We start from the raw sequence: 24,794 nt of genomic DNA on the forward strand, positions 1-24,794 counted from the left end.
TCAGCTCTATCAACGTGAAGTTGATGACAATTGATCTAAAGCGATGTTGAGCTGAAGCACATTGACTCGTGCCTGCCCGTACAAGCCCAATTGAACAGGTTGAATTTGTTGTTGCACCAAATCTCTCACTTTCTGCTCGGGTAAAGCACGTTGCTGTGCCACACGTTTCACCTGTAATAGTGCACTTTCAGGTGAAATATCTGGATCAATCCCGCTACCCGATGCAGTGATCATCTCTGGTGGTACTTGTTGCTCAAGGATTTGATTGTTTTGAGCAAACTGCAAGGTTCTTTCTTTAATTTGCTTTTGCAATTCAGGATTAGATACAGCCAAGTTACTTCCAGCCATGCCATCCACATTATAATTCACAGCACTCGGACGACTATGGAAATATTGTTCACTCACAAAGTTCTGTCCCACCAAGCTTGACCCGACAATTTTTCCATTTAACTCGATGACACTACCATTGGCCTGTTTTGGAAATAACAATTGAGCCAAAGATACACTCACACTGCAATACAATACGCCTGCGATCAAGAACCCAACCAGCACTAAACCTAGACTAGATCGAAAAATGGATTGTGCTTCAGTAGATAAGGGAAGATTTTCTAATGTATTCATGATGTACTCCTAAATCCACAACGACACAACAAGGTCAATCAATTTGATCGCAATAAACGGAAAAACTACACCCCCTACGCCATAGATCAGCATATTACGACGCAATAGCTGTAAGGCACTGGCAGGTTTAAATTGCACCCCTTTCAGCGCTAAAGGAATCAACATCGGAATGATCAGTGCATTAAAAATCAATGCAGAAATCACCGCACTACTTGGACTACTCAACTGTAAAATATTCAAGACATCAAGCTGAGGAATCGCAACGGCGAACAATGCAGGTAAAATCACAAAGTATTTAGACACATCATTTGCTAAAGAAAATGTTGTTAAAGCACCACGGGTAATCAACTGCTGCTTACCAATTTCTACAACATCAAGCAATTTGGTTGGATCAGAATCTAGATCGACCATATTTCCAGCTTCTTTTGCAGCTTGCGTGCCTGAGTTCATGGCTAAACCAATATCTGCTTGTGCCAAAGCGGGTGCATCATTGGTTCCATCACCGACCATCGCGACTAATTTTCCTGCGGCTTGCTCTTTACGAATACAGGCTAACTTATCTTCTGGTCGAGCTTCAGCAATATAATCATCTACACCTGCTTCAGCGGCTATTGCAGCTGCGGTCAAAGGATTATCCCCTGTTACCATAATGGTTTTAATCCCCATTTCTCGTAACAATGCAAAGCGCTCTTTAATCCCTTGTTTAATCACATCTGAAAGTTCAATCACACCTAAAATTGTATGATTCGATGCAACAACCAATGGTGTTGCGCCTTTTGACGCGACTTGTTCTACACGGGTTTTCAGCTCAATATTGTCTTTAATCTCTTGCTGGGTAAATTTTAGAATCGCATCCACTGCGCCTTTGCGAATCTTTTGCCCTGTCGCTAAATCAACACCAGATAACCGTGTTGAAGCGCTAAACTGAATAAATTCTGCGTCTTTAGGTTCACGGATACTTTCACCCATTTCTTTAGCTAAACTCACGACAGATTTACCTTCAGGCGTTGGGTCGGCAAAAGACGTGAGCATTGCTGCTTGGCGTAATTCACTTGGGCTCACACCTACCAATGGGTAAAAAGCGGTTGCTTGGCGATCACCATAGGTGATCGTGCCTGTTTTATCCAACAGCAATACATCAATATCACCTGCAACCTCAACCGCTTTACCTGACTTCGCCAACACATTGGCTTTTAAGGCTCTGTTCATCCCTGCAATCCCAATCGCAGGCAACAAACCACCAATTGTTGTTGGAATGAGACAGACCAATAATGCAATCAACATCACTAGACTGATTTTGATTCCCACCATAGAGCCAATAAATGGTAATGTGGCAACCACAACGATAAAAGTAATGGTCATGATATTGAGTAAGATACTCAGCGCAATTTCATTCGGTGTTTTTTGACGATTTGCACCTTCAACCAAAGCAATCATGCGATCTAAGAAACTATTGCCTGCCTCATTACTGACACGAACAATAATTTGATCTGATAAAACTTTGGTACCACCAATCACACCTGACCGATCTGTATTGGCTTCACGTAAGACAGGTGCAGACTCACCTGTCACCGCCGACTCATTAATGGTGGCAAAACCTTGAATGATTTCACCATCTGCAGGCACGATTTCACCAGCTTTGATGATCACCAAATCATCTTTTTTTAATAAATTTGCAGAAATCACCATTGGAGTAGCATTTAGATCAGCAATTTTATTTGCCGTTAAGTTTTCACGAGCTTGGCGTAAAGAAGATGCCTGTCCACGTCCTTTGGCTTCTGCTACTGCTTCGGCGTAATTGGCAAACAAAACGGTTACCAGTAAGATCAAGCTCAGTAAAATACCAAATCCAAAACTGGTGCTACCCATTAACGTTGCCACGATGGTCAACACAGTTCCAATCCATACACATGCCATCACAGGATTTTTAAAGGCATGCTGTGGTAATAATTTATAAAAGGTTTGCTGAATAATTTCTTTATTCAAAATATCCATTTGTGTCGCATTTGAGTGATTCATGGTACTTGCTCCACTAGATCTTTAAAGATAAATAATCAGCAATTGGTCCAATCACCAACACTGGCATAAATTGCAATAGCGTTAAAATCAGCACAATTCCGATTAAAGTCAGCGCAAATGTAGGCGACTCAATCTGTAAAGAACCCTTGGTCTCATCTGCTTTAGGTTTGGTTGCTAGGCTGACTGCAATTAAAACTGGAATGATCAACACGCTATAACGACCTGCTAATAACGCAACACTGGTACTTAGATTCCACCATACAGTGTTGTCGGCTAAGCCTTCAAAACCAGAACCATTATTGGCAAATGCAGAAACATATTCATAAAAGACTTGGCTAATACCATGCGATGCAGGGTTTGAATTTCCTGTTAAAGATGGGAAAGCGATGGCGATTGCAGTCAAACCAAGAATCACCACAGGTTGTATAAGAATGACCAATGCCAATAACTTAATTTCAGTGACTTCAATTTTTCGTCCAAATAATTCGGGCGTGCGACCTGTCATCAAACCCGCGATAAATACGGCTAAAAATAGATAGATAAAGAACTGTAATAAACCACAACCAATCCCACCCCAAATGGCATTGATTAGCATATTGGATAACTCAACCAAACCCGTTAATGGTGAAGCTGAGTCATGCATCATATTGACCGAACCATTATTCACCTGTGTGGTTAAACTTCCCCACAATGCAGAGGCTTCAGCTCCAAAACGGACTTCTTTACCTTCCATTAACGCCGTATGTGGGATTAAAGATGATTTTTCAGCCCATAATGTGAATACAGTGGAAACCAATGACATCAACAACATTGTGCCCAAAATCATCCACATTAATTTTTTGCGTTGGACAAAGCGACCAAGCATAAATACAACCGACATTGGGATCAGTAAGATCGCAAGCATCTCCAGCACATTGGATAATGGCGTTGGATTTTCTAAAGGGACACTACTGTTTGGACCATACCAACCACCACCATTACTGCCTAATTGCTTGATCGCCACCATTGGTGCAACAGGTCCAAGAGGAATATGCTGGGTCTGAACTTCAGTACTTCGATCTAAAACTTGCGCAGTTGGACCAGCAGAAAGTGTTGATGGCACACCTTGAAAAGTCAGTAATAGAGAAAAAACTAAACCCAAAGGAATAAAGAATCGGAACAGTGGTCGGATCATATCCATCCAATAATTTCCAAGATTAATTTGTGACGCATTTTTGGGTTCAATATTTTCCAAAGCTTGATCTTTGGGCTGTAAAAATAAAGCTCTTAACATGGCTGTTAGTAAAGCCAAACCCATAATTGGAGATAAATATTGCAAACCAACAATCACTGTCATTTGCGACAGATAAGACAATTGAGCTTGTCCTGAATAATGCTGCTGATTGGTATTGGTTAGAAATGAAATCGTTGTGTGTACTGCTAAATCCCAATTCATATTTGGAATACGATCTGGATTCAACGGTAACCAAGCTTGCGTCATCAAGATCGCTATACTTATACCCAACAACAAAAGATTACTGAGGATAAATGCAGCAAGATATTGTCGCCAATTCATACCCACTTGTTTCACGTTCAAAATGGAATAAATTGGTTGTTCGATCCATTTAAAGAAACGATCGCTTTTCATTGGTTGAGCTTGCATCACATCTGCAAGATAGCGTCCTAATGGATAGGCTAAAATCAATGCAAGGATAAATACGGAAATAAATTCCCACATAGCACATGCCATTTAAAAAATAAGTCAGCACTAGTATGGAAATTGACTGCGTAAATTCTCTATGTTAGAAAAAGTGAACCGCGTAAATTTTCTGTAAAATTTATATGAAAAATTATTTGATCAGAGAAATTGCACATATATGACAAATTATGTAGATAGAATCTAATTTTTTACAAAAAATCTTTGACCTAATAAAAATTTTTTTTGCAAAAATGCAATTATTTGAGTACGAAAATTCAAACTAATATTTTATATATTTCATCATATTATCAATAAAAACACATATGTATATAATTATTTATAGCATTTTTTTATCCATTTTCATGCAATCATTCGTACTGGATAGTTCATTTAGAACATTTACTCTTATTCTAATTATGGTATTTTTGTTACATGAAGTTATAGCCAAATACATTTAATAATCAGTTTGGCGTGCCAATCATAGCTTCTTTACTTAAAAAATCTTGAAATTCAAGGAAAGATTTAAAATGAAATTAAAATATCTTAGCACTGCCATGGTCTTAGCGACGCTACCTGCAACTGGAGCTTTTGCAGCAGCACTGGATCGTTCAGGTCAGTCAATGTCTGCTTTTTTCCAACCAGGTAACTATTTTGAAGCTGGTCTTTCGGTTCTAGATGCAGATGTTTCAGGAACAACTAAAGCCAATTACCCGAATGCTGCGCTACCATTACTCTCCAATACTAGTGTTGGTGAAATGGCTGATTCTTATCAGTTTGCTCATGCAGCACTAAAATTACAACTTGCTGACCAACTTTCATTTGGTTTGATTTATGATCAACCATTTGGAGCAAAAGCAACCTATTCAACTGATACAGCAAAATTACCTGCTGCGCTTCCTGGTGCCGCTGCTGCACTTCAAGGACAAGGTGCATTTCATAATGGCACTCAAGGAACTTCTGTAGAAGTTGAAACTCAGAACCTTTCTATGATTCTTGGTTTTCAACCAAATAAAAATTTAAACTTTTATGCTGGTCCAGTCTACCAAACTTTAAAAGGTAATATTCAACTCCGTGGTACTGCTTACGGTGGTTCTGCAACTTTCGGTGGATATAACGCAGATATCAAAGAAACTGGAGATATCGGTTGGTTAGCTGGTGCTGCATATCAAATTCCAGAAATTGCATTAAAAGCATCTGTAACCTATCGTTCTGAAATTAAACACTCAACTGATGCAAAAGAAAGTTTTAGCTCTCTTGGATTATTTGCTGGCTTAAATGCAATTCCAGCCAAAGAAACAGATATTACAACACCTCAATCTGTTAACCTTGATTTACAAACAGGGATCATGGCGGATACTGTTGCATTCGCAAACGTACGCTGGGTGAACTGGAAAGACTTCGCTGTACGCCCTTATAAATTCGGTGTGGCATCAACACAAGCAGCTGTTGTGGCATCAACTGGGAAAAAAGATGGTTTTGATCTCGTAGCTTATACTGATGATCAATGGTCAGTAACTACTGGTGTTGGACGTAAGCTTAATGAACATTGGGCTGGTAACGTCTCTGTAGGTTGGGACTCAGGTGCAGGTAACCCTGTGACCACATTAGGACCAACAGAAGGATATTGGAATGTTGGTTTAGGTATCCAATATAGCCCTGCTCCCAACTACTTTATTGCTGGTGGGGTAAAATATTTTTGGTTGGGTGATGCCAAAGCACAATCAGGCTCTCAGTTTAATACACCGAATTATGTTGCTGAATTTGAGAATAATGATGCCATCGCTTATGGTATGAAAATTGGTTATAAGTTTTAATTATTTATTCAAGATAAAAGGCGCTATTTAAGCGCCTTTTATCTTTTAATTTTCCACAACATATTCAAAAGATAGTTGAGGGAAATCGATTATTCAGGGATATTACGTTGTGATACAGAACGAATCGCCTGTTTCAATGCTTCATAACCATGAAGTGGTGGAAATTGCGGGAATTCAGCAATCACATTTGCTGGTGCATCGAACAGGAAACCGTGATCAGCTTCGCCCAGCATTGTCGTATCATTATAAGAATCACCAGCTGCAATCACACGGAAATTCAAACCATGTAATGCTTTTACTGCCTGACGCTTTTGATCAGGTTGACGTAATTTATAAGCCGTAATCATGCCATTTTCATCTGTCTCAAGCTTATGACAGAAAATTGTCGGCCAACCTAACTGCTTCATCAATGGATGTGCAAACTCATAGAATGTATCTGACAGAATAATCAATTGAAAGTGTGTGCGTACCCATTCAACGAACTCTTTTGCACCTTCAAAAGGTCCCATGTCTGCGATCACTTCTTGAATATCATTTAATCCTAAACCGTGCTCTCTTAGGATGTTTAAACGTTGAGTCATTAAGACATCGTAATCTGGAATATCACGTGTGGTCGCCTCGAGCTCTTTAATCCCTGTTTTTTTTGCAAAATTAATCCAGATTTCCGGAACTAACACCCCTTCAAGATCTAGGCATACGATTTCCATGAATGCTTCCAATGTTGGTTAAAAATTGCTGTATCATACCATTAACATTTTCACTTTTGCGCTGTTGTTGAAGAAAACGATTTTATTCTGCAAGATTAAAGTCGAAAGCAAGCAAACGGTTTTGCTTATAATGATTTACAATTGTGCCCAAGCCTATCGCCAGGAACATTCATGACTGTTATTCCGACTATTGACCATGTAGATGCGCTCGCTGCTGAATATGCAGATAAATCACCAAGAGAAATTTTAGAATTAGCCTTGAGTCAAGAAGGTGAAATTGCTATTTCATTTTCAGGTGCAGAAGATGTGGTTCTCATTGACATCGCATCTCGAATTGGCAAACCTTTTCGTGTTTTCAGTTTAGATACGGGCCGTTTGCACGCAGAGACCTACCAATTCATCGAAACAGTCCGTAAACACTATAATATCAATATTGAAATTTGTTTTCCCGAATCTGCTGCAGTGCAACAATTGGTCAATGAAAAAGGGCTATTTAGTTTTTTTGAAGATGGTCATCAAGAATGCTGCGGTGTACGCAAGGTACAACCTCTACGCAAAAAATTAGCGACTTTAGATGGTTGGATTACAGGGCAGCGTAAAGATCAAAGCCCGACACGTAGTGATGTACCTGTAGTTCAAGCTGACGTTGGGTTCTCAGGTGAAGGTAAACAACTTATCAAATATAACCCACTTGCAAACTGGTCAAGTGCCGATGTGTGGAGTTATATCCGCATGATGGAAATTCCATACAACCCACTACATGAACGTGGTTTTATTTCCATCGGTTGTGAGCCATGCACACGCGCAGTTCTCCCGAACCAACACGAACGTGAAGGTCGTTGGTGGTGGGAAGAAGCGACCCACAAAGAATGCGGGCTTCATGCTGGCAATCTTAAAAAATAAAAAATCACGAGATTAATAACTAAAACCACTGATTCATCAGTGGTTTTATTTTTATTGACTACTGTGTACAAAGTCATATTTTAACCAGAACAAACCGTATATACTTAGTTTGGCGGTTCAATAATTCTAATTAAGAGCTCCAAGAGTATCTTAGAAAAAATGCAATGAGAGGCTATATCTGCTATGCGCCCATTACACCCTATTGATTTCATTTTTCTATCTCTAGAAAAACGACAACAGCCAATGCATGTTGGCGGTCTTTTTCTATTTGAGATTCCAGAAAATGCGTCACCCACTTTTGTACATGACTTAGTTCAAGATATTCGTCAATCCAAAAGCATTCCTGTGCCACCGTTCAATAATCAGCTCAATGGTCTTTTTTGGGGAGAAGATCCAGAGTTTGATATTGACCACCATTTCCGCCATATCGCCCTACCCAACCCTGGCCGTATTCGTGAATTACTAGTTTATATTTCACAACAGCATAGCTCATTGATTGATCGCGCTAAGCCACTTTGGACATGTGATATTATTGAAGGCATTGAAGGCAATCGCTTTGCAATGTATTTCAAAATCCACCATGCGATGGTCGATGGCGTAGCGGGTATGCGTCTAATTGAAAAATCATTATCTAAAGATCCAAATGAAAAGCATGTAGTGCCTTTGTGGTGTGTTGAGGGTAAACGTGCAAAACGTTTAAAAGCACCAAAACCACCATCTGTTAGTAAAATTAAAGGCATTATGGATGGTATCAAGTCACAACTTGAAGTAACGCCGAAAGTCATGCAAGAGCTTTCACAAACCATCTTCAAAGAAATTGGTAAAAATCCAGATTACGTTTCAACATTCCAAGCACCACCTTCGATTTTAAACCAACGTGTCAGTTCTTCACGTCGTTTTGCAGCTCAATCTTTTGAGCTTGATCGTTTCCGTAATATTGCTAAATCATTGGGTGTGACGATCAATGACGTAGTATTAGCAGTCTGTGCTGGAGCTTTACGTGAATATCTGATTAGCCATGAAAGCTTACCGAAGAAACCGCTTATCGCAATGGTTCCTGCCTCACTGCGTACAGATGATTCTGATATAAGTAACCGCATCACCATGATTTTGGCAAACCTAGCTACACACATTGAAGATCCAATCGAGCGTCTACAAATCATTCGTCGTAGCGTGCAAAACTCTAAACAACGTTTTAGCCGTATGACTGCTAATGAAATTTTGAATTATAGTGCACTGGTATATGGTCCTGCAGGACTCAATATTGTTTCGGGTATGTTGCCAAAACGCCAAGCATTTAACCTTGTGATTTCCAATGTACCTGGTCCACGTGAACCATTGTATTGGAATGGAGCGAAACTTGATGCACTTTATCCAGCATCAATTGTGATGGATGGTCAGGCGTTAAATATCACAATGACCAGTTATTTAGATAAATTAGAAGTAGGGTTGACCGCTTGTCGTAATGCGTTACCAAAAATGCAAAATCTACTCACGCATTTAGAAGATGAAATTCAACGCTTTGAAGCTGCAATTTTGAGTTTGCCTAAACAGGCAGCTGAAGGATAAACCTGAAAAAAATTAAGGGGCTTTAAATTGCCCCTTATTTTTTAATCGTTCTGCAACGCTGTAAAAGCTGATGGCAGGCTGATCGAATCATCGCAGTTGTGATCTGCACTTCTTTACCTTGGCTATCCACCATGTAACATGTATTAACTGGGTTACTGTCCAAAACATGTTTAAAACCGTGGTTCACTAATCTTTCACTTACATTCATAATTATAGACCTCATTATTGTTGGCTAAGACATCCGAAGATGCCTATGGCTAATCTTATGGTTCTAGTATTTAAAATTCGTGATAGAAAGTAAAATTTCAGTTGTAACAAGGATTAAGCGAAATCTTGTTACAACTTTAGCTTAAAATGATATCGTATTGCTCTTGCGTATATAAATTTTCAACTTGGAATTTTATGACGCGGTTCACAAAATGCTCTAAATCCGCGACGGCTGGGGCTTCTGCTGTTAAAAGTCGGTCAATTACTGCTGGATGCGCAACAACAGTAAAGCCACTCTTCGAATCAAAAGCACGTGCATAGCGCAGAATTTCTCGAAATATTTCGTAACACACTGTCTCTGCTGTTTTCACATATCCACGCCCCTGACAAGTTGGGCAGGATTCACAAAGCAAATGTTCTAAAGACTCGCGTGTTCTTTTACGCGTCATTTCAACCAAACCAAGCTCAGAAACCTGAGTAATTTTGGTTTTAGCATGGTCGCGCTCTAGCATTTTCTCAAACTGTCGCATGACTTCGGCACGATGCTCGGCTTCTTGCATGTCAATAAAATCAATAATGATGATACCACCCAGATTACGCAAACGAAGTTGGCGTGCGATTACCTGTGTTGCTTCCATATTGGTTTTAAATACAGTGTCTTCTAAACTACGACCACCCACATACGACCCAGTATTTACATCGATCGTGGTCATCGCTTCCGTCTGGTCAATCATCAAATAACCACCAGACTTCAATGCGACGCGCGTCTGTAATGCTTTTTGGATGTCTTCTTCAACGTTATATAAATCAAATAACGGTTTTTCACCAGGATAATGGATTAAGCGGTTTTCAATAGAAGGCACAAACTCATGGACAAATTCACTCAATTTGCCATGAATTTCCCGTGAATCGACATATATCTTGGCAGTTTCATCGCTAGCTAAATCACGAACAATACGTTGAGGTAGAGGTAGTTCTTCGAATATCAGCTCTGGTGTAGAAACTTCTTTTTGTTTGCGTTGAATAAATTCCCATAATTTACTCAGATAACACATATCTTGAGCAATCGAAGCTTCATCCACGCCTTCAGCTGCAGTTCGTACAATCACGCTACCAGGTAGTTTATGTTCAGTCTGAATATGCTCAATAATACCGCGTAAACGATCACGCTCTTCTTCTTGTTCAATACGTTGCGATACACCAATATGATTCCCATATGGCATCAAAACCAAATAACGAGAAGGTATTGAAAGATCAGTGCTCAGGCGCGCGCCTTTAGTCCCCAACATATCTTTCATTACTTGAACAGTAAGAGTCTGTCCAGGATGCAATAGCTCGAAAACATTTGGCGTAGGCTGTGAACGCGGCCAAACCATGTCGTTGATATGTAGAAATGCTGTACGAGATAAACCAATATCCACAAAAGCAGCTTGCATGCCTGGTAACACACGCACAACTTTACCTTTATAGATATTCCCCACGAGACCACGTTTCACAGTACGTTCGACAAATAACTCGTTTACTGTACCGTTTTCAATTAAAGCTACACGACATTCCATCGGCGTAACATTAATCAGCAATTCTTCTGCCATAACCAACTCAAAACTTTTATAAAAATTCTTATACCCGAAAGTGTATTAGCCAAATGCCTTAACGCTTTCTAATAACTGTGCTGTCTCATGTAAAGGCAAACCCACAACATTGCTATAACTTCCTCTTATTTGAGGAATAAATCGCGCAGCAATACCTTGAATAGCATATGCCCCTGCTTTACCTATAGGTTCACCCGTGTCCCAATACGCTTCCATTGCGCTTGAGCTAAGCTGCATAAACTCAACCTGAGTACGTACCACATCACTTAACATTTTAGATCGAGATGCAACACATATGCCTGAATATACGTCATGCCATTGACCTGATAACTGAGTCCAAATCTCAAAAGCATGCTGTTTTGAATCAGGCTTACCAATAATTTTACCTGCAAAACTCAAACTGGTATCAGCAGCGATCACAATTGCATCAGGATACAGAGTTAAAACAGCTTGGGCTTTTTCACGAGCCAAGCGTTCAACATAACACTTAACGCTTTCATCAGGATAAACCGTCTCATCCACATCAGGACTATGAACCTTAAAGTCCAAGCCCAGTTGTGTTAACAGCTCCTGCCGTCGAGGCGAGCTTGACGCAAGAATTATATTCGCCATTTATGTAAACAGTAATATACAACAGGCCATGTCAAAGTTGTCGTCAAAATAGGTTGCCAATGACGAGCAATTGAGAAATGAGTACCTGAAATAGTCTGACTAATCCATAAAAACAACAAATGCGCGATAATCGCAAGTATCGCAATTACCCATGAATTGCCAAAAGTGAGAATACGTCTTTCGCGAATAAAATAACGTGTTCCAAACGTAATGAACACAAAACTAAGTGCGTTCAATCCCAGTGGTGCATCGAGCAATAGATCAGTAAAAATCCCCATTGCAAACGCAAACCACACTCCACACCATACAGGCTGATAAAGAATCCAAAACAACATGATCATCATCATGATTGGCGGGCGCCAACCCGCTGCTTCATATGAAATTGGATAGATGAGCAGTACTGAACCAATCAAAATCGAAATAATGATCATCCAAAGAGGATCTTTACGTTTCTCATAATTTAGTCTAGCGATCGGCATAAGGTTGCTCCTTCGCTAAAGACTCTGAAAACAGAATCACGACGTGATGACCACTGGCCAATTGTGCTGCTGGTTGAACCCCAATCTCAGCGAATTCACCCGATGTATGCCGACTCACTTTAGACACTGTTCCAACTAAATAACCTGCAGGAAAGTGTTCACCTAAACCTGAACTAAAGACCTTATCCCCGATTTTAATATTGGCACTGGTTGGGACATAATCCATTTTGAGTTGCCCTAAATCGCCTTTACCAGAAACGATCGCTCGCATCCCCGTACGCTCTAAGCGAACAGACAATGAATGTTCCTTATCAGAAAGCAACATGACGCGTGAACTATGCGGATAGACATCAACCAACTGCCCCATAATCCCTTTATCATCCAAAACTGTTTGTCCAACTTTTAGATGATCAACAGAACCACGGTTGATAATAATAATGTGACGTAATGGATCAGCATCTGTTCCAATCACTTCTGCGATCTGCATACGCCCATCAATAATTAATGGCGTATCCAAAAGCCCTCTTAAACGGTTATTTTCCGCAGAGAGTTCAGAAAGTTTCTGTAATCGAACTTGAGCTTGTAAAAGTTCAGCTTGCATTGCGGTGTTTTCACGTCGCAATTGGGCTTCTGATTTGGTTTGTTGGTTAAGCCATTCTCTCGACAGTACAGGATAGCTTGCCAGCGCATAAATTGGATTATACGCGGCATACAAGACATCCCTTGCAGGTTGAATCACATAAGGCATGCGCCAGTCAAAGAACAGCACAACCAAGCATGTAATTACCGCAATGACAAATGAGCGAAAAGATGGCGGTTGTCTTGAAAAAAGATTCGGTTGCACCACCTAGTCCTTATGATTTAGCCAACAAAAAGCATGTCATGGTTTGGATTATCAAAGAATTCTAAAACTTTACCGCCACCACGTGTCACGCAAGTTAAAGGATCTTCTGCAACAACAACAGGAAGACCAGTTTCTTGAGCAAGAAGCTTGTCTAAGTTGCGAAGCAATGCACCACCACCAGTCAACACGATACCACGCTCTGCGATATCCGAAGAAAGTTCAGGAGGTGTCTGTTCAAGAGCTGATTTAACTGCACTTACAATGCTTTGTAATGGATCAGCAATCGCTTGGGTAATTTCATCAGAAGTTACAGTGATAGCACGAGGTACACCTTCAGCCAAGTTACGACCACGTACTTCGATTTCAAGTGTTTTGCCATCTGTTACAGCCATGCCGACTTCTTTCTTGATGACTTCAGCCGTTGTTTCCCCAATCACGCAACCATGTGCTTTACGAACATAATTAATGATTTGTTCATCAAATACATCGCCACCAATACGAAGTGAATCTGCGTAGACGCAACCTTGTAGCGAGATAATTGCGATTTCAGTGGTACCACCACCTACATCTACAACCATCGAACCACATGCTTGCTCAACTGGCATACCTGCACCGATCGCTGCCGCCATTGGCTCTTCGATCAAACGTACATCGCGAGCACCAGCATTAAATACTGCTTCACGGATCGCACGACGCTCAACCAAAGTTGATTTGCATGGCACACACACCACAACACGTGGCGCAGGTGGGAACAAACGCTTTTCATGTACTTTGCCGATGAACTGATTCAACATGGTTTCAGTTACTTCGAAATCAGCAATTACACCGTCTTTCATAGGACGAATTGCTGATATATTCGCTGGTGTACGACCTAACATTTGTTTAGCATCAAGACCAACAGCAGCAACAATTTTTTGCGAACCGCTATGGCGAATTGCCACCACAGTTGGTTCATTTAATATAATGCCACGGCCTGGTGCATAAATAAGTGTATTTGCAGTACCTAAATCAATGGCTAAATCCGGCGAAAACAGGCCAATTAGTCGTTTTAGAATCACGGGGGCGTTCTCAATTAAACTTTGTATGGATGCAAGGTGGCAACTTTAACGAAATGTGATGCTTTGAACAAGTCAATCGCTTATTATAACGCACGATATTTTGCAATTTTTTGATACTGAATTAGGTAAAGTTATGTCTACATCATCTGATGCTCAGCAGACAACGGACTTAAATGCACAGACCGTTTCAGCAATCGCGCACCTTGCTCGCTTATCACTAAGCGACTCGCAATCTACTGAATATGCTGAAAGTTTAAATAAAATCCTTGGTATGATGGAAAGCTTAAAAGGCATTAATACCGATAATGTTGAGCCTTTAAAGAGCCCATTTGACAATCCTCAGCCTTTACGTGCCGATGTGGTCACCGAAACGAATCATCGTGATGAATATCAGGCTGTAGCCCCTGCTACAGAAGCAGGTCTATACCTTGTCCCTCGCGTAATTGAATAATTTCTATTCAATTAACTCATATTTTATATTTAGAATGTAAAGAAATTTTTCATATGACAGATTTACATCGCTTATCCATCCGTGAACTCTCTGAAGGCTTAAAACAAGCCCAATTTTCGTCACGTGAATTGACTGAACATTATTTAAAACGTATTGCCAAAATTGACGCAAAAGTAAAGAGTTATGTGACGGTTACAGCAGAACAAGCCTTAGCAGAAGCGGATGCCGCAGATGCTGCCTTGAAAGCAGGTCATGCACATGCACTCGCAGGCATTCCACTTGCTCATAAAGATATTTTTTGTACTCAAGGGATCAAAACCACTGCGGGTTCAAAAATGCTCGATAACTTCATTTCACCTTATGACGCAACTGTGGTTGCTAAAGCTAAGGCTGCAGGTCTTGTGACTTTAGGTAAGGTGAATATGGATGAATTCGCTATGGGTTCAACGTCTGAAAGCTCGTACTTTGGTGCGACAGGTAACCCTTGGGCATTAGATCATGTTCCAGGTGGTTCATCAGGCGGTTCTGCAGCAGCTGTGGCAGCCGATTTAGCGCCTATTGCGACGGGTACTGATACAGGTGGTTCTATTCGCCAACCTGCTTCATTCTGCGGCTTAACTGGTTTAAAACCGACTTATGGCCGTGTATCTCGCTTTGGTATGATTGCGTATGCATCATCATTGGATCAAGGTGGCCCAATGGCACGCTCAGCAGAAGACTGTGCATATTTGATGAATGTGATTGCTGGTCATGATGCTAAAGACTCAACTTCTGTAGACAAAGAAGTCGATGACTACGTTGCTAACCTAAATGGTACAGCGGTGAAAGGTTTACGCATCGGTATTCCAAAGCAATACTTCAATGTCGCTGGTTTGGATGCAGACGTGAAAGCCCGCGTTGAAGAGTCATTGAAAAAGCTTGAGGAAATGGGTGCAACTTTGGTTGAGATTGATCTCAATATGACTGAAGCCTACGTTCCGACTTACTATTTGATCGCACCTGCGGAAGCGTCATCAAACTTGTCACGTTACGATGGTGTTCGTTATGGCTACCGTTGTGAAAATCCAAAAGACATTTTAGACCTCTACAAACGTTCACGTTCAGAAGGTTTTGGTGCTGAAGTACAACGCCGTATTTTGATCGGTACTTATGCTCTGTCTGCAGGTTACTACGATGCTTACTATGTGAAAGCACAGAAAGTACGTCGTTTAATCCAACAAGACTTCCTCAAAGCATTTGAAAATGTCGATGTGATTGCAGCGCCATCTGCACCAACGACTGCGTACAAAATCGGTGCGAACCTCAGTCCAACTGAAATGTACTTGGGCGATATTTATACTCTTGCTGTGAACTTGGCGGGTTTACCAGCCATCAATGCTCCTGTTGGTTTCGATAAAGACAACTTACCTGTTGGTTTACAGTTAATTGGTAACTATTGGTCTGAATCACAATTGCTTTCGATTGTGCATCAATATCAACAAAACACAGACTGGCATACCAAACGTGCGGCAATTGCTGAGGAGAATGCATAATGGCTGAAGCTCAAAAGTTGAAATTAATTGACGGTTGGGAAGTCGTTATCGGGATTGAGATCCACACGCAGTTGGCGACCAAGTCTAAAATCTTCTCTGGTTCATCAACTGAATTTGGTCAAGACCCAAATACACAAGCCAGCCTTGTTGATTTAGCGATGCCGGGTGTATTACCTGTATTGAATGCCGAAGTCGTTGATCTTGCGATTCGCTTTGGCTTGGGGATCGATGCGTATATCGATCAAGCATCAGTATTTGCACGTAAGAACTACTTTTATCCAGATTCTCCAAAAGGCTATCAAATCAGCCAAATGGACAACCCAATCGTAGGCTTGGGGCATATCGACATCCAACTTGAGGATGGCACTGTAAAACGCATTGGTGTGACTCGTGCCCATCTTGAAGAAGATGCAGGTAAATCAATTCATGACCAATTCGAAGGGATGTCAGGAATTGACTTAAACCGTGCAGGTACACCATTACTTGAAATCGTGTCTGAACCTGATATGCGTTCGGTTGAAGAAGCAGTTGCTTATATCAAAGCCATTCACACCCTTGTGCGTTGGTTAGGTATTTCTGACGGGAACATGGCAGAAGGTTCATTCCGTGCCGACTGTAACGTATCATTGCGTCGTCCAGGTCAACCTTTTGGCACACGCTGTGAGTTGAAAAACCTCAACTCATTCCGTTTTATTGAGCAAGCGATCAATGTTGAAATTGAACGCCAAATGGAAATCTTGGAATACGGCGGCGAGATTGATCAAGAGACTCGTTTGTTCGATCCGAACAAGATGGAAACTCGCTCAATGCGTTCAAAAGAAGAAGCGAACGACTATCGCTACTTCCCTGATCCTGACTTGTTACCAGTGATCATTTCAAATGAGCAAATCGAAGCGGCACGTGCTGCCCTGCCAGAATTGCCTGCTGCTCGTCGTGAGCGTTTTATTGCTGACTTCGGCGTGACTGAATACGATGCGCATGTATTGACGCTGTCACGCGAAATGGCGGACTTTTACGAAGCAGTTGTGGCTGCTGCTGGTGGTGCAAAGCAAGGTAAGGTGTCTGCAAACTGGGTAATGGGTGAATTCTCAGGTGCTTTAAACAAAGCAGGTCTAGATTTAGCAGACTCTCCTGTTTCTGCTGAGCAATTAGGTGGCATGATCGCACGTATCGTGGATAACACCATTAACGGCAAAATTGCGAAGCAAGTATTTGGCTTTATGTGGGAAGCAGAAGGAAAATCTGCAGATGACATTATTACTGAGAAAGGCTTAAAACAAGAAACTGATACAGGTGCAATTGAAGCGATTATCAAAGAAGTACTTGCAGCCAATGAAAAAATGGTTGAAGAGTACAAGTCTGGTAAAGAAAAAGCCTTTAACGGTCTCGTTGGTCAAGTTATGAAAGCTGCAAAAGGTAAAGCTAACCCAGCTCAAGTGAATGAATTAATGAAGAAATTGATTGGTTAACTTATTAGCCAATTTATTGATTTCATGTTATAAAACCTCACTTTATGTGGGGTTTTTTTTGAGATTAAATTTAAAATGAGTTACTTTAATATATTACAAGTTAGTACTGAAAACCAAATCAAAGAACATGAGTCTGGTTATCAAATTATTATCGATACTAATCGCTTTTTAGAATATACGAATGAAGATATTCGAATCTTTTACAAGCAAATAAATCAAGAAAAGTTAGATTTACTTAAGAAGTACCCCACCTTTATTACTTATGAAAGATTTGAAAAAGAAATTTCCCTAGCACAAATTAAAAATATTATCTACCAAGCTACCGAACAAAATATAATAATTAATTATAATCAATTAGATGCTATTTATATTACTCAAAAAGAAGATATTGAGTTCACAGACACTGATTCTAGGGAAACTATTCGAGAAAAATATAAAAATTATGATATCTATCTAAAAAGCATTAAAGAAACTCTAAAATTTGAAAGATTAGAAGAATACCGAAATCACTGGGCATTAAAAACAGGAGATATTTTTAATTTATTAAATAACAATCAGCATCTTCACCAATTCAATAATCCTACTTATATAAGCTTATTCCCTCATTATCAAGATCAATTACCTTTACCTCAATATATTGACCTTCAAGCTACAACATCTGTTGGAGTTGAAGTACAAGCAACATTAGAAATTGATAAGCCCCAAGAGCCCCAAGAGCAATATATTTCAAATCTTTCAGAATATATGCAAATCATTAATCAAATAAGTGATACAAGTTCAATAGATTCCCGAGAAGTATTTTTTCGTGGTCATAGCAATGCTGACAGATACTTCTTACAACCTAGTTTATTCAGACAGTATAAAGATAAAGGTTTAATTTATTTAAACTCTGAACGAAATTCATATATGGATTTACTTACGACAGAACCCAAGTCATTTGGTAATGAAAGTAGATGTTTTGATATCCTCACTCATATGCAACATTATTCATTCCCTACTCGACTACTAGATATTTCAAGCAATCCTTTAGCTGCTCTCTATTTTGCTTGTGAAATTAAAAAAGATGATAAAGGTAATGAGCTAGATATTGTGGGTGAAGTCATTTTGTTCTCTATCAAAAAATCAGAGATAAAATATTTTGATTCAGATTCTGTTTCCTGTTTGACCAATTTAGCAAAACTTACCCAAGAACAAAAAGATGAATTACGATTACTTATAGAGGAGTGTATCGTAAATACACCTAATAAAGATGAATTAGATCAAAATGACTTTGATAATAATTTGACTTTTGCTAGATATATTCATTTTCTTCGACAAGAAAAACCTTATTTTGAGCCAAAAATTAAGATAGATGATCTAAAAAAGGTACTCTGTGTTAAGGGACGCTTAACTCAAGATAGAATTATTGCTCAAGCAGGTTCATTTCTACTCTTTGGGTTAGATAGCAAATTACCTGAGGAAGGTAATGATATCTTTAAGATTAATAGAATTAAGATTAAATCCAAAGATAAAAATAATTTACTAAATGAGTTAGATTTATTAAAAGTAAATTTTCGAACTATTTATCCAAGTTTAGAGAATACTTCAAAATATTTAAAAGAAAAATTAGAAAGAGAGGCTGATTCAAAATAAAGCTATCACTAAGGCTCTTTAGAAATCAAAGAGTCTTAGTAATTTTAATAAGAATAAAGTTAGTATAATTAAGCATTAAAACGTAAAAAAGATACAACTACCTCGCCACACCCAACTTATTCCATATATCAGGTGTTAAAAAAGTCGTGACCAATTTATTTAAATCGATATAGCGCAACGTCCCTTGTAACTGCTGTCTGACCGCTGGGTCTTTCACAATATCCTCACCCGCACTTTGCCCTAACTGCTGAAAAGCCTCTCCAACCGCTTGAATCCCCTCAGCCTGAATCACCGCCTTAGTCTGTGTCGAACACTGCTCAACAATCACACGCTGTAACACCTGCGCCAATTTCTGATCTAACTGATTCTTTTGCTCAGGTGTAACGCTACTAAAACCCTTTAAATCAGGGTGTGCTGCTAAAGCCGTAAACGTCCATTGCAACACCGTGGTTTTATCTGCTGCTGTCGTGGCTTTCACCAAACAATCACTGAGCTGATCAACTGTTGGTCCTGCTATAGCTACTTGCGTTGTCCCCAACACAGCCGCAGCCATGATCACAGAACGACTCAAATGAGAAAATTTAGGGCGAGATGAGGTATAAATAGGAGACATGAGCAAAGTTCCAAAAAGCAGTCAGTCTCTTTGTACCACGCACTATACAAATCATCTGTTATGGCGCTGTAAATTGCGTAAGCTCAAAGCCTAAAAAATTAGGCAAAATGTAAAACCCGAACTTAACCTTGTCCTTGATAATCCCAATGTGCAGGAATATTTGGCTACTGTGGTACTTTGTTTAGATCAATATTGAGATTGCGACTACCCTTAAATGATTTTTCACCTGAATCTGATGCTGGTGATACTTCTAAACTATAACGATAACGGAATTGCCACAACATCGGCTTAAGCGGACGAATATCTAGACTCAAACTATCTTCATCGTGACATTTACCTTTTGAAGTTTCATAATCCCGCTCAGAGAAACACGCACGAATCATGCGATTAAAACTAAAAGGATAATTTTCAATAAAGCGATGTGTCTGCCCTAAATCCTTTAACTCATAAAAATTAGCACGCTCAATCCCTGCGCCACCACCTGAATACATTTCTGAAAAGGTATCAATCTGAGCAATCGCATAACGGTTTTCAGTCATTGGAAATAGTTTAGGAAAAATATATTGGCTAGTCCGTGCCATTTCCTCAGAGGGTGCTAATTGTATACGCCACTGATGGGTTAATTTAAGTCCAGTTGTCGATAGACGAAATTGCGCAATATCACTTCCTGACAATAGCCATAGATTTTGATCTACTGTTTTTAAACTGCGCCATTGCGCTTGCTGTTGGCAGAGATCTTTAAGTTGTTCACAAATTTGCGTCTGCTCAACCTGACTGAGTTGTCCTTTTTTAAGCTCTAATATCTGTAATGGCGCAGCAAAAATTGAAGAACTAAAACAACTAAATGAAACCGTTAAAATCAACCTACTTAAATGAATTTTATTATTCAGCATGATATTTCCTTAGGCTATTTTTATTGATGTAACGCTTTATTTTACAACAGCTTCGATTTTATCTAGTTCCCATACCCCGCCCGCAGCAAGCCCTTTACACATGCCTGTCCACATATCTTTAGTGTGTACAAATTTCTGACCATCCCATACCCACTCATCACTTGACCAACAATCCCCGATGCCACGACCTTTCTGAGCACTCTGAATTATACCTTCATAAAAATCCGAGGCATGTTCCGTCACAAAAGTTGCTTTACCCGTGAGTGATTCATCTAACACCCAAGCACCATATCCTTCGTTATACGCTCCACGCCAACAGATCGTCATCGCCAAAACTTTATGATTTGTGAGTTTGTAGAATTGAATTGCTTGGGGTTTCGATCCATCAGAATCGTAATCATAAAGTCCATTACAGAAATCATCTTCTTTGGGTGATGGTTGAGCAGCCATTAAGATTTGGTGAATGGCGGCATAACGTTTATGTGTTGGTTCTAAAGTTAAATATGGCTGATCTGAGGTTTTTACTTGTTTCAATGTGAGTTTGGGTTGAGCAGATAACACTTTTGATTCATCAGCTTTGCCTTGTTTAATTAGCGCCCCAACCGTACCGACTCGCTTTTGAAAATCATCCATTTTCAATAATGCAGCAGTCATACCTGTATCAGAGATACGCCATTGGACATTGGCATTTTTAAATACAATATCTGTCTTTTGTTTGGCTTGCTGCAGTAAGGCATTGACCTGAGCAGCAGTGAGTTTTCCCATGATTGGGAAGTTCGCACTATCAACAGTCACTTGCCCTAAATCTTTTCCATTCACATAAAAACGTAAATTTTTAAGTTTAGCTGGAGATAGAGATTCTTGCTCCAAATTACCTAACGCAAATTCAGCACTGACGGCTTGCTTTGCTCCAGCCTTACGTGTCAGTAAGAGTGATGCTGGCTCTATAGACTCATGACTATATTCATCCGAATAGCCTGCTGCTCGGCATGTTCCGGTATTGGTACAATATATTTCCCAATCCTGATGTGAAAATGAAATTCCTTTGATTTCCTGCGCAAAAGCAGGAGAACTTAGCGCCACAAAACAGCAAACAGAAAGTATATTTTTCATCGGATTCATTTTTTATCACTCGTATTTTTATAAAGTAAGGTAAAGCGTTTAAATGGCTACGGCACCCTTGTGTTAAATCATATTATTGCAGAAGATAGAAGATTCAAACCATGTTGATTTGACCAAATTTTAAAAATGAAAAGAACAGTTTTATTTTCTACAATTTTAATGAGTCTATTCTCATCAGCCATTCATGCTGAAATTACGACTTTTAAGGCAACTTTTCCTCAATTTTCCAAGACCACTAAAGAACGTAACGCAGAAAATCAAATTTATCCTCTCGGTGAAGCTTCCTTCGCCAATGGTGTTCGAGTTCCTTTTTATGGTGTAACCGTACTTCACCCTGTGGACGATGGCTTATTAAAAGATTTTAAATCATGTAGCGCAAAAAGCTGTCATTTTAATTTTAAGTTGAAAGCTGAACATGCATCACAACTCAAACTGGTTGCTTTACCTGAGCTTGGTGTCATTCTCGTTCCTAAAGATTGGCAAGATGTTCAGGCAAGTGCAGGAGCCAATGGAACTGGCTCAGCTTTACTGATGAGTCCAAACCAAAAACAAGCGATTGAACTTTATGATTCTTCAGTTTGTGTGGGTTGCGGTATGCCTTATGCCACGCTTTATTTTCCGAATTTGCTCAAACAAAGTCTGGAATACGAATATGGTGGCTATCAAGATCACCACAAATTAATCAATATCGTACATTCATCTAAACAAGTTGCTTTCTTTAGTTATCAAGTGCCTAACTTGAGCTATAAAACGCACGGCGTAGCCAAATATATTGATGATGGCGATTTTAATTTTAGAGAAATCAAAGTCACTTTGGATAAATCACAACAACATTTGGTTGGACCAATTTTAAACTTCTATCACTTTACGCATTAGTAGTAGACGCATTTTTTAATACTTGGCTCGCTTTGAGTAAATGTAAAAAATGTTCGATACGAATGTTGTTGCCTCTCCTTCGATAAATTGCATAGATCGGTGCAATACAAGGTTTCTTGGCTTCCAAAGGACGGTAAATAATTTGTTTATTCCAAAAGTCTTGGATAGAGGCTGGCACTATTGAAAGCCCAATCCCTGCTGCGATCAGGTTGAGACTTGACGTCAAACGTGGGGCTTCTTGGACAATATTCGGGCTAAAACCTGCCTGATAGCAATTTGCCAAAATATTATCGAATAAGTCTTGCCCTGCTAAACGGCGGTAAAGTACAAATTCATATGGTTCTAGATCAAGTAAGCGAATCGCACCGTTTTTTTCTACCAATGGATGATTGCTTGGTAAAGCCACGATTAGCGGTTCATCTAACACATGGAGGCTTTGCACATCTTTATGAATGGGTGCTGGCTTGCGTAGAAATACGATATCCAGTTTTTCATTGATCACGGCATCTGTTAATGCACTACTGCTGTCTTCTTCTAAATGAATGGCCACAGTAGGAAACTCTTCGCGAAACTGGCGTAACAACGCAGGTAAAAATGGATGTAATCCTGCTGAATTGGTAAAGCCAATATTGATCTGACCTTCTAAACCCTGTGCAATATTTCTGACTCTTTTAGGAATTGACTGGGCATGTGCCAAAATTGTAATCGCTTCTTGATATAAGACCTTTCCTGCTTCTGTAACTTCTACACCACGAGGTAAACGTTTTAATAAAGCGGTATCGAGTTCTTCTTCTAAACTTTTGATTAAACGAGTTAATGGTGGTTGTTGCATATGCAGACGAACAGCGGCTTTTGAAATATTACTTTCTTCAACCACAGCAACGAATGCTTGGAGCTTATGAATATCCATTAAACATACCCTAAAAGTATAGATGATGTAAAAAATAGCATTTGTAAATATACCACTATTCCACCATCCTATCATGAGTAAAAGAGATGAGGAGGTGTCCCGATGAAAGCCGAAGCAATATCAATAGAGCGTGAACCAGTATCAGAAGCGCCTGATTGCAAGGCATTATTTACGGGATTTATGCAGTTAGGATTAATGGGATTCGGTGGGGTACTACCCTTAGCCCATCGCATTATTGTTGAAGATAAAAAATGGATAGATGAAGGAAAATTTACCGATTTACTTGGCGTATGTCAGTTACTTCCTGGCGGTAATATTATTAATATGTCAGTTGCGATTGGCATGGAATTTCAAGGTATTAAAGGTGCAGTCAGTTCTGTACTGGGCTTAATTTCAGCCCCTACTGCAATTGTATTGATCATTTACCAAGTCTATGAGCATTTCCAATATTTAACTGCAGTACAACACATGATCCAAGGACTAGCGGCAGCTGCCGCAGGCTTATTGTTTGCCACAGGATTTAAAATGTTACGTCCCATTTTAAAAAGCTATCTTACTGTTTTGACGATTGCATTGACCTTGGTATTTATGCTGCTGATCAAACTTCCTTTAGCACTAACGTTATTTGTTTTACTTGCGATTAATTTATTGGTACTTGGAGTGAAAAAATCATGATCTTATGGACATTAGTGATCGTCTTTACACAACTCTCTGTACTGGCTTTTGGTGGTGGTAATGCCATCCTTCCTGAAATGCAGCATCAAGTTGTAACCGTACATCAATGGATGACTGCGGAACAATTTAGTTCGCTTTTTGCAATGGCACAGGCTGCACCCGGCCCCAATATGATGATCGTGCCGCTAGTTGGTTGGCATGTCGCTGGTCCAGCGGGTCTATTGGTTACATCCTTAGCGAAGTTTGGTCCATCATCTATTATCACAGTGTATGTGCTCAAATTTTGGCAACGCTTTAAGGACCATCCTTTACGAGCAAGATTTGAAAAAGCTTTAAAGCCAATTACAGTCGGTTTAGTCTTAGTCAGTGCATGGCTAATTGCAGATGCTTCTGCACAAAATGCCTTACTGATCTTAATTGTGATCTTGACTGCAATTCTTGGGATGTTTAAAAAAGTTCATCCTTTGTGGGTCATGGCATTAGGTGCTAGATTAGGAATTTGCCTACTTTAAGCAATA

At 39.8% G+C, this 24,794-nt stretch carries 24 protein-coding genes; 10 read left to right on the forward strand and 14 right to left on the reverse strand.

Going from position 1 to position 24,794, the window contains the following annotated elements; genetic code table 11:
• Positions 1-9 precede the first annotated feature (9 nt).
• The 3 genes from kdpC to kdpA are packed head-to-tail and all read right to left on the reverse strand — an operon-like array spanning position 10 to position 4,357.
• Complete coding sequence (gene kdpC, locus F948_RS11020; RefSeq protein WP_004963798.1) at positions 10-621, reverse strand: potassium-transporting ATPase subunit KdpC; 612 nt, start codon at positions 619-621, stop codon at positions 10-12.
• 9 nt (positions 622-630) lie between these two features.
• Positions 631-2,640, reverse strand: a complete 2,010-nt coding sequence (gene kdpB, locus F948_RS11025) for a potassium-transporting ATPase subunit KdpB (RefSeq protein WP_004963801.1) — start codon at positions 2,638-2,640, stop codon at positions 631-633.
• A gap of 13 nt (positions 2,641-2,653) precedes the next feature.
• Positions 2,654-4,357 carry a potassium-transporting ATPase subunit KdpA gene (gene kdpA / locus F948_RS11030; RefSeq protein WP_004963803.1) on the reverse strand — a complete coding sequence of 568 codons (1,704 nt, stop codon included), beginning with the start codon at positions 4,355-4,357 and terminating at the stop codon, positions 2,654-2,656.
• Between the two features lie 488 nt (positions 4,358-4,845).
• Here kdpA and F948_RS11035 point away from each other — a divergent pair, with 488 nt between their 5' ends.
• Positions 4,846-6,132: an OmpP1/FadL family transporter gene (locus F948_RS11035; protein WP_004963805.1), complete on the forward strand. Its 1,287-nt coding sequence runs from the start codon at positions 4,846-4,848 to the stop codon at positions 6,130-6,132.
• Between the two features lie 89 nt (positions 6,133-6,221).
• Here F948_RS11035 and thrH read toward each other — a convergent pair whose 3' ends face one another.
• Positions 6,222-6,839, reverse strand: a complete 618-nt coding sequence (gene thrH, locus F948_RS11040; protein ID WP_004963809.1) for a bifunctional phosphoserine phosphatase/homoserine phosphotransferase ThrH — start codon at positions 6,837-6,839, stop codon at positions 6,222-6,224.
• Between the two features lie 171 nt (positions 6,840-7,010).
• Here thrH and F948_RS11045 point away from each other — a divergent pair, with 171 nt between their 5' ends.
• Both F948_RS11045 and F948_RS11050 read left to right on the forward strand, forming a co-directional pair.
• Positions 7,011-7,742, forward strand: coding sequence for a phosphoadenylyl-sulfate reductase (locus tag F948_RS11045; RefSeq protein ID WP_004950650.1), 732 nt, complete (start codon positions 7,011-7,013; stop codon positions 7,740-7,742).
• Between the two features lie 183 nt (positions 7,743-7,925).
• Positions 7,926-9,311, forward strand: a complete 1,386-nt coding sequence (locus F948_RS11050; protein ID WP_004963813.1) for a WS/DGAT/MGAT family O-acyltransferase — start codon at positions 7,926-7,928, stop codon at positions 9,309-9,311.
• A 34-nt stretch (positions 9,312-9,345) separates the two neighbouring features.
• Here the strand turns inward: F948_RS11050 and F948_RS16735 are convergent, their stop codons facing one another.
• From F948_RS16735 to F948_RS11075, 6 genes are all read right to left on the reverse strand, one after another.
• On the reverse strand, positions 9,346-9,519 hold the full coding sequence (locus tag F948_RS16735; RefSeq protein WP_004775299.1) for a PA1571 family protein: 174 nt from the start codon (positions 9,517-9,519) through the stop codon (positions 9,346-9,348).
• Between the two features lie 136 nt (positions 9,520-9,655).
• On the reverse strand, positions 9,656-11,110 hold the full coding sequence (gene rng, locus F948_RS11055; protein ID WP_004908637.1) for a ribonuclease G: 1,455 nt from the start codon (positions 11,108-11,110) through the stop codon (positions 9,656-9,658).
• 45 nt (positions 11,111-11,155) lie between these two features.
• The gene (locus F948_RS11060; RefSeq protein ID WP_004963819.1) at positions 11,156-11,722 is read right to left on the reverse strand and encodes a Maf family nucleotide pyrophosphatase; all 567 of its coding nucleotides are present in this window, start codon (positions 11,720-11,722) and stop codon (positions 11,156-11,158) included.
• The gene (gene mreD, locus F948_RS11065) at positions 11,710-12,201 is read right to left on the reverse strand and encodes a rod shape-determining protein MreD (protein WP_004963822.1); all 492 of its coding nucleotides are present in this window, start codon (positions 12,199-12,201) and stop codon (positions 11,710-11,712) included. The genes F948_RS11060 and mreD overlap by 13 nt, the downstream gene beginning before the upstream one ends.
• Positions 12,188-13,045, reverse strand: coding sequence for a rod shape-determining protein MreC (gene mreC, locus F948_RS11070; protein WP_004908644.1), 858 nt, complete (start codon positions 13,043-13,045; stop codon positions 12,188-12,190). Before mreC ends, mreD begins: the two co-directional genes overlap by 14 nt.
• Positions 13,046-13,062: 17 nt before the next feature.
• Complete coding sequence (locus F948_RS11075) at positions 13,063-14,103, reverse strand: rod shape-determining protein (RefSeq protein ID WP_004908648.1); 1,041 nt, start codon at positions 14,101-14,103, stop codon at positions 13,063-13,065.
• 133 nt (positions 14,104-14,236) lie between these two features.
• On the opposite strand from F948_RS11075, the gene gatC reads away from it, so the two are divergent.
• The 4 genes from gatC (at position 14,237) to F948_RS11095 (ending at position 19,187) form a co-directional block, all read left to right on the forward strand.
• The gene (gene gatC / locus F948_RS11080; protein WP_004908649.1) at positions 14,237-14,554 is read left to right on the forward strand and encodes an Asp-tRNA(Asn)/Glu-tRNA(Gln) amidotransferase subunit GatC; all 318 of its coding nucleotides are present in this window, start codon (positions 14,237-14,239) and stop codon (positions 14,552-14,554) included.
• Positions 14,555-14,607: 53 nt separating this feature from the next.
• Entirely contained in the window at positions 14,608-16,086 is a 1,479-nt protein-coding gene (gene gatA, locus F948_RS11085) for an Asp-tRNA(Asn)/Glu-tRNA(Gln) amidotransferase subunit GatA (protein WP_004963826.1), read from the forward strand.
• Positions 16,086-17,555, forward strand: a complete 1,470-nt coding sequence (gatB, locus tag F948_RS11090) for an Asp-tRNA(Asn)/Glu-tRNA(Gln) amidotransferase subunit GatB (RefSeq protein WP_004963829.1) — start codon at positions 16,086-16,088, stop codon at positions 17,553-17,555. The genes gatA and gatB overlap by 1 nt, the downstream gene beginning before the upstream one ends.
• Positions 17,556-17,630: 75 nt before the next feature.
• Complete coding sequence (locus F948_RS11095; RefSeq protein ID WP_004963832.1) at positions 17,631-19,187, forward strand: FRG domain-containing protein; 1,557 nt, start codon at positions 17,631-17,633, stop codon at positions 19,185-19,187.
• A 97-nt stretch (positions 19,188-19,284) separates the two neighbouring features.
• On the opposite strand, the gene F948_RS11100 is transcribed toward F948_RS11095, so the two are convergent.
• The 3 genes from F948_RS11100 to F948_RS11110 form a co-directional block, all read right to left on the reverse strand.
• Positions 19,285-19,800: a hypothetical protein gene (locus F948_RS11100; RefSeq protein ID WP_004963835.1), complete on the reverse strand. Its 516-nt coding sequence runs from the start codon at positions 19,798-19,800 to the stop codon at positions 19,285-19,287.
• 164 nt (positions 19,801-19,964) lie between these two features.
• On the reverse strand, positions 19,965-20,693 hold the full coding sequence (locus tag F948_RS11105; RefSeq protein ID WP_004963837.1) for a hypothetical protein: 729 nt from the start codon (positions 20,691-20,693) through the stop codon (positions 19,965-19,967).
• A gap of 36 nt (positions 20,694-20,729) precedes the next feature.
• Positions 20,730-21,806, reverse strand: coding sequence for a DUF1176 domain-containing protein (locus F948_RS11110; protein ID WP_017397437.1), 1,077 nt, complete (start codon positions 21,804-21,806; stop codon positions 20,730-20,732).
• Between the two features lie 135 nt (positions 21,807-21,941).
• Here F948_RS11110 and F948_RS11115 point away from each other — a divergent pair, with 135 nt between their 5' ends.
• Entirely contained in the window at positions 21,942-22,691 is a 750-nt protein-coding gene (locus tag F948_RS11115) for a DUF4850 domain-containing protein (RefSeq protein WP_004963844.1), read from the forward strand.
• Here F948_RS11115 and F948_RS11120 read toward each other — a convergent pair.
• Entirely contained in the window at positions 22,681-23,601 is a 921-nt protein-coding gene (locus tag F948_RS11120; RefSeq protein WP_004963845.1) for a LysR family transcriptional regulator, read from the reverse strand. The two genes, F948_RS11115 and F948_RS11120, sit on opposite strands and share 11 nt — an antisense overlap.
• 102 nt (positions 23,602-23,703) lie before the next feature.
• Between F948_RS11120 and F948_RS11125 the strand changes: the two genes are divergently transcribed.
• Together F948_RS11125 and F948_RS11130 are read left to right on the forward strand one after the other, a co-directional pair.
• Entirely contained in the window at positions 23,704-24,276 is a 573-nt protein-coding gene (locus tag F948_RS11125) for a chromate transporter (protein ID WP_004963848.1), read from the forward strand.
• Positions 24,273-24,788: a chromate transporter gene (locus F948_RS11130; protein WP_004963849.1), complete on the forward strand. Its 516-nt coding sequence runs from the start codon at positions 24,273-24,275 to the stop codon at positions 24,786-24,788. Before F948_RS11125 ends, F948_RS11130 begins: the two co-directional genes overlap by 4 nt.
• Positions 24,789-24,794: the final 6 nt, after the last annotated feature.

The sequence above is a fragment of the Acinetobacter junii CIP 64.5 genome, assembly GCF_000368765.1.
Classification (GTDB): Bacteria; Pseudomonadota; Gammaproteobacteria; order Pseudomonadales; family Moraxellaceae; genus Acinetobacter; species Acinetobacter junii.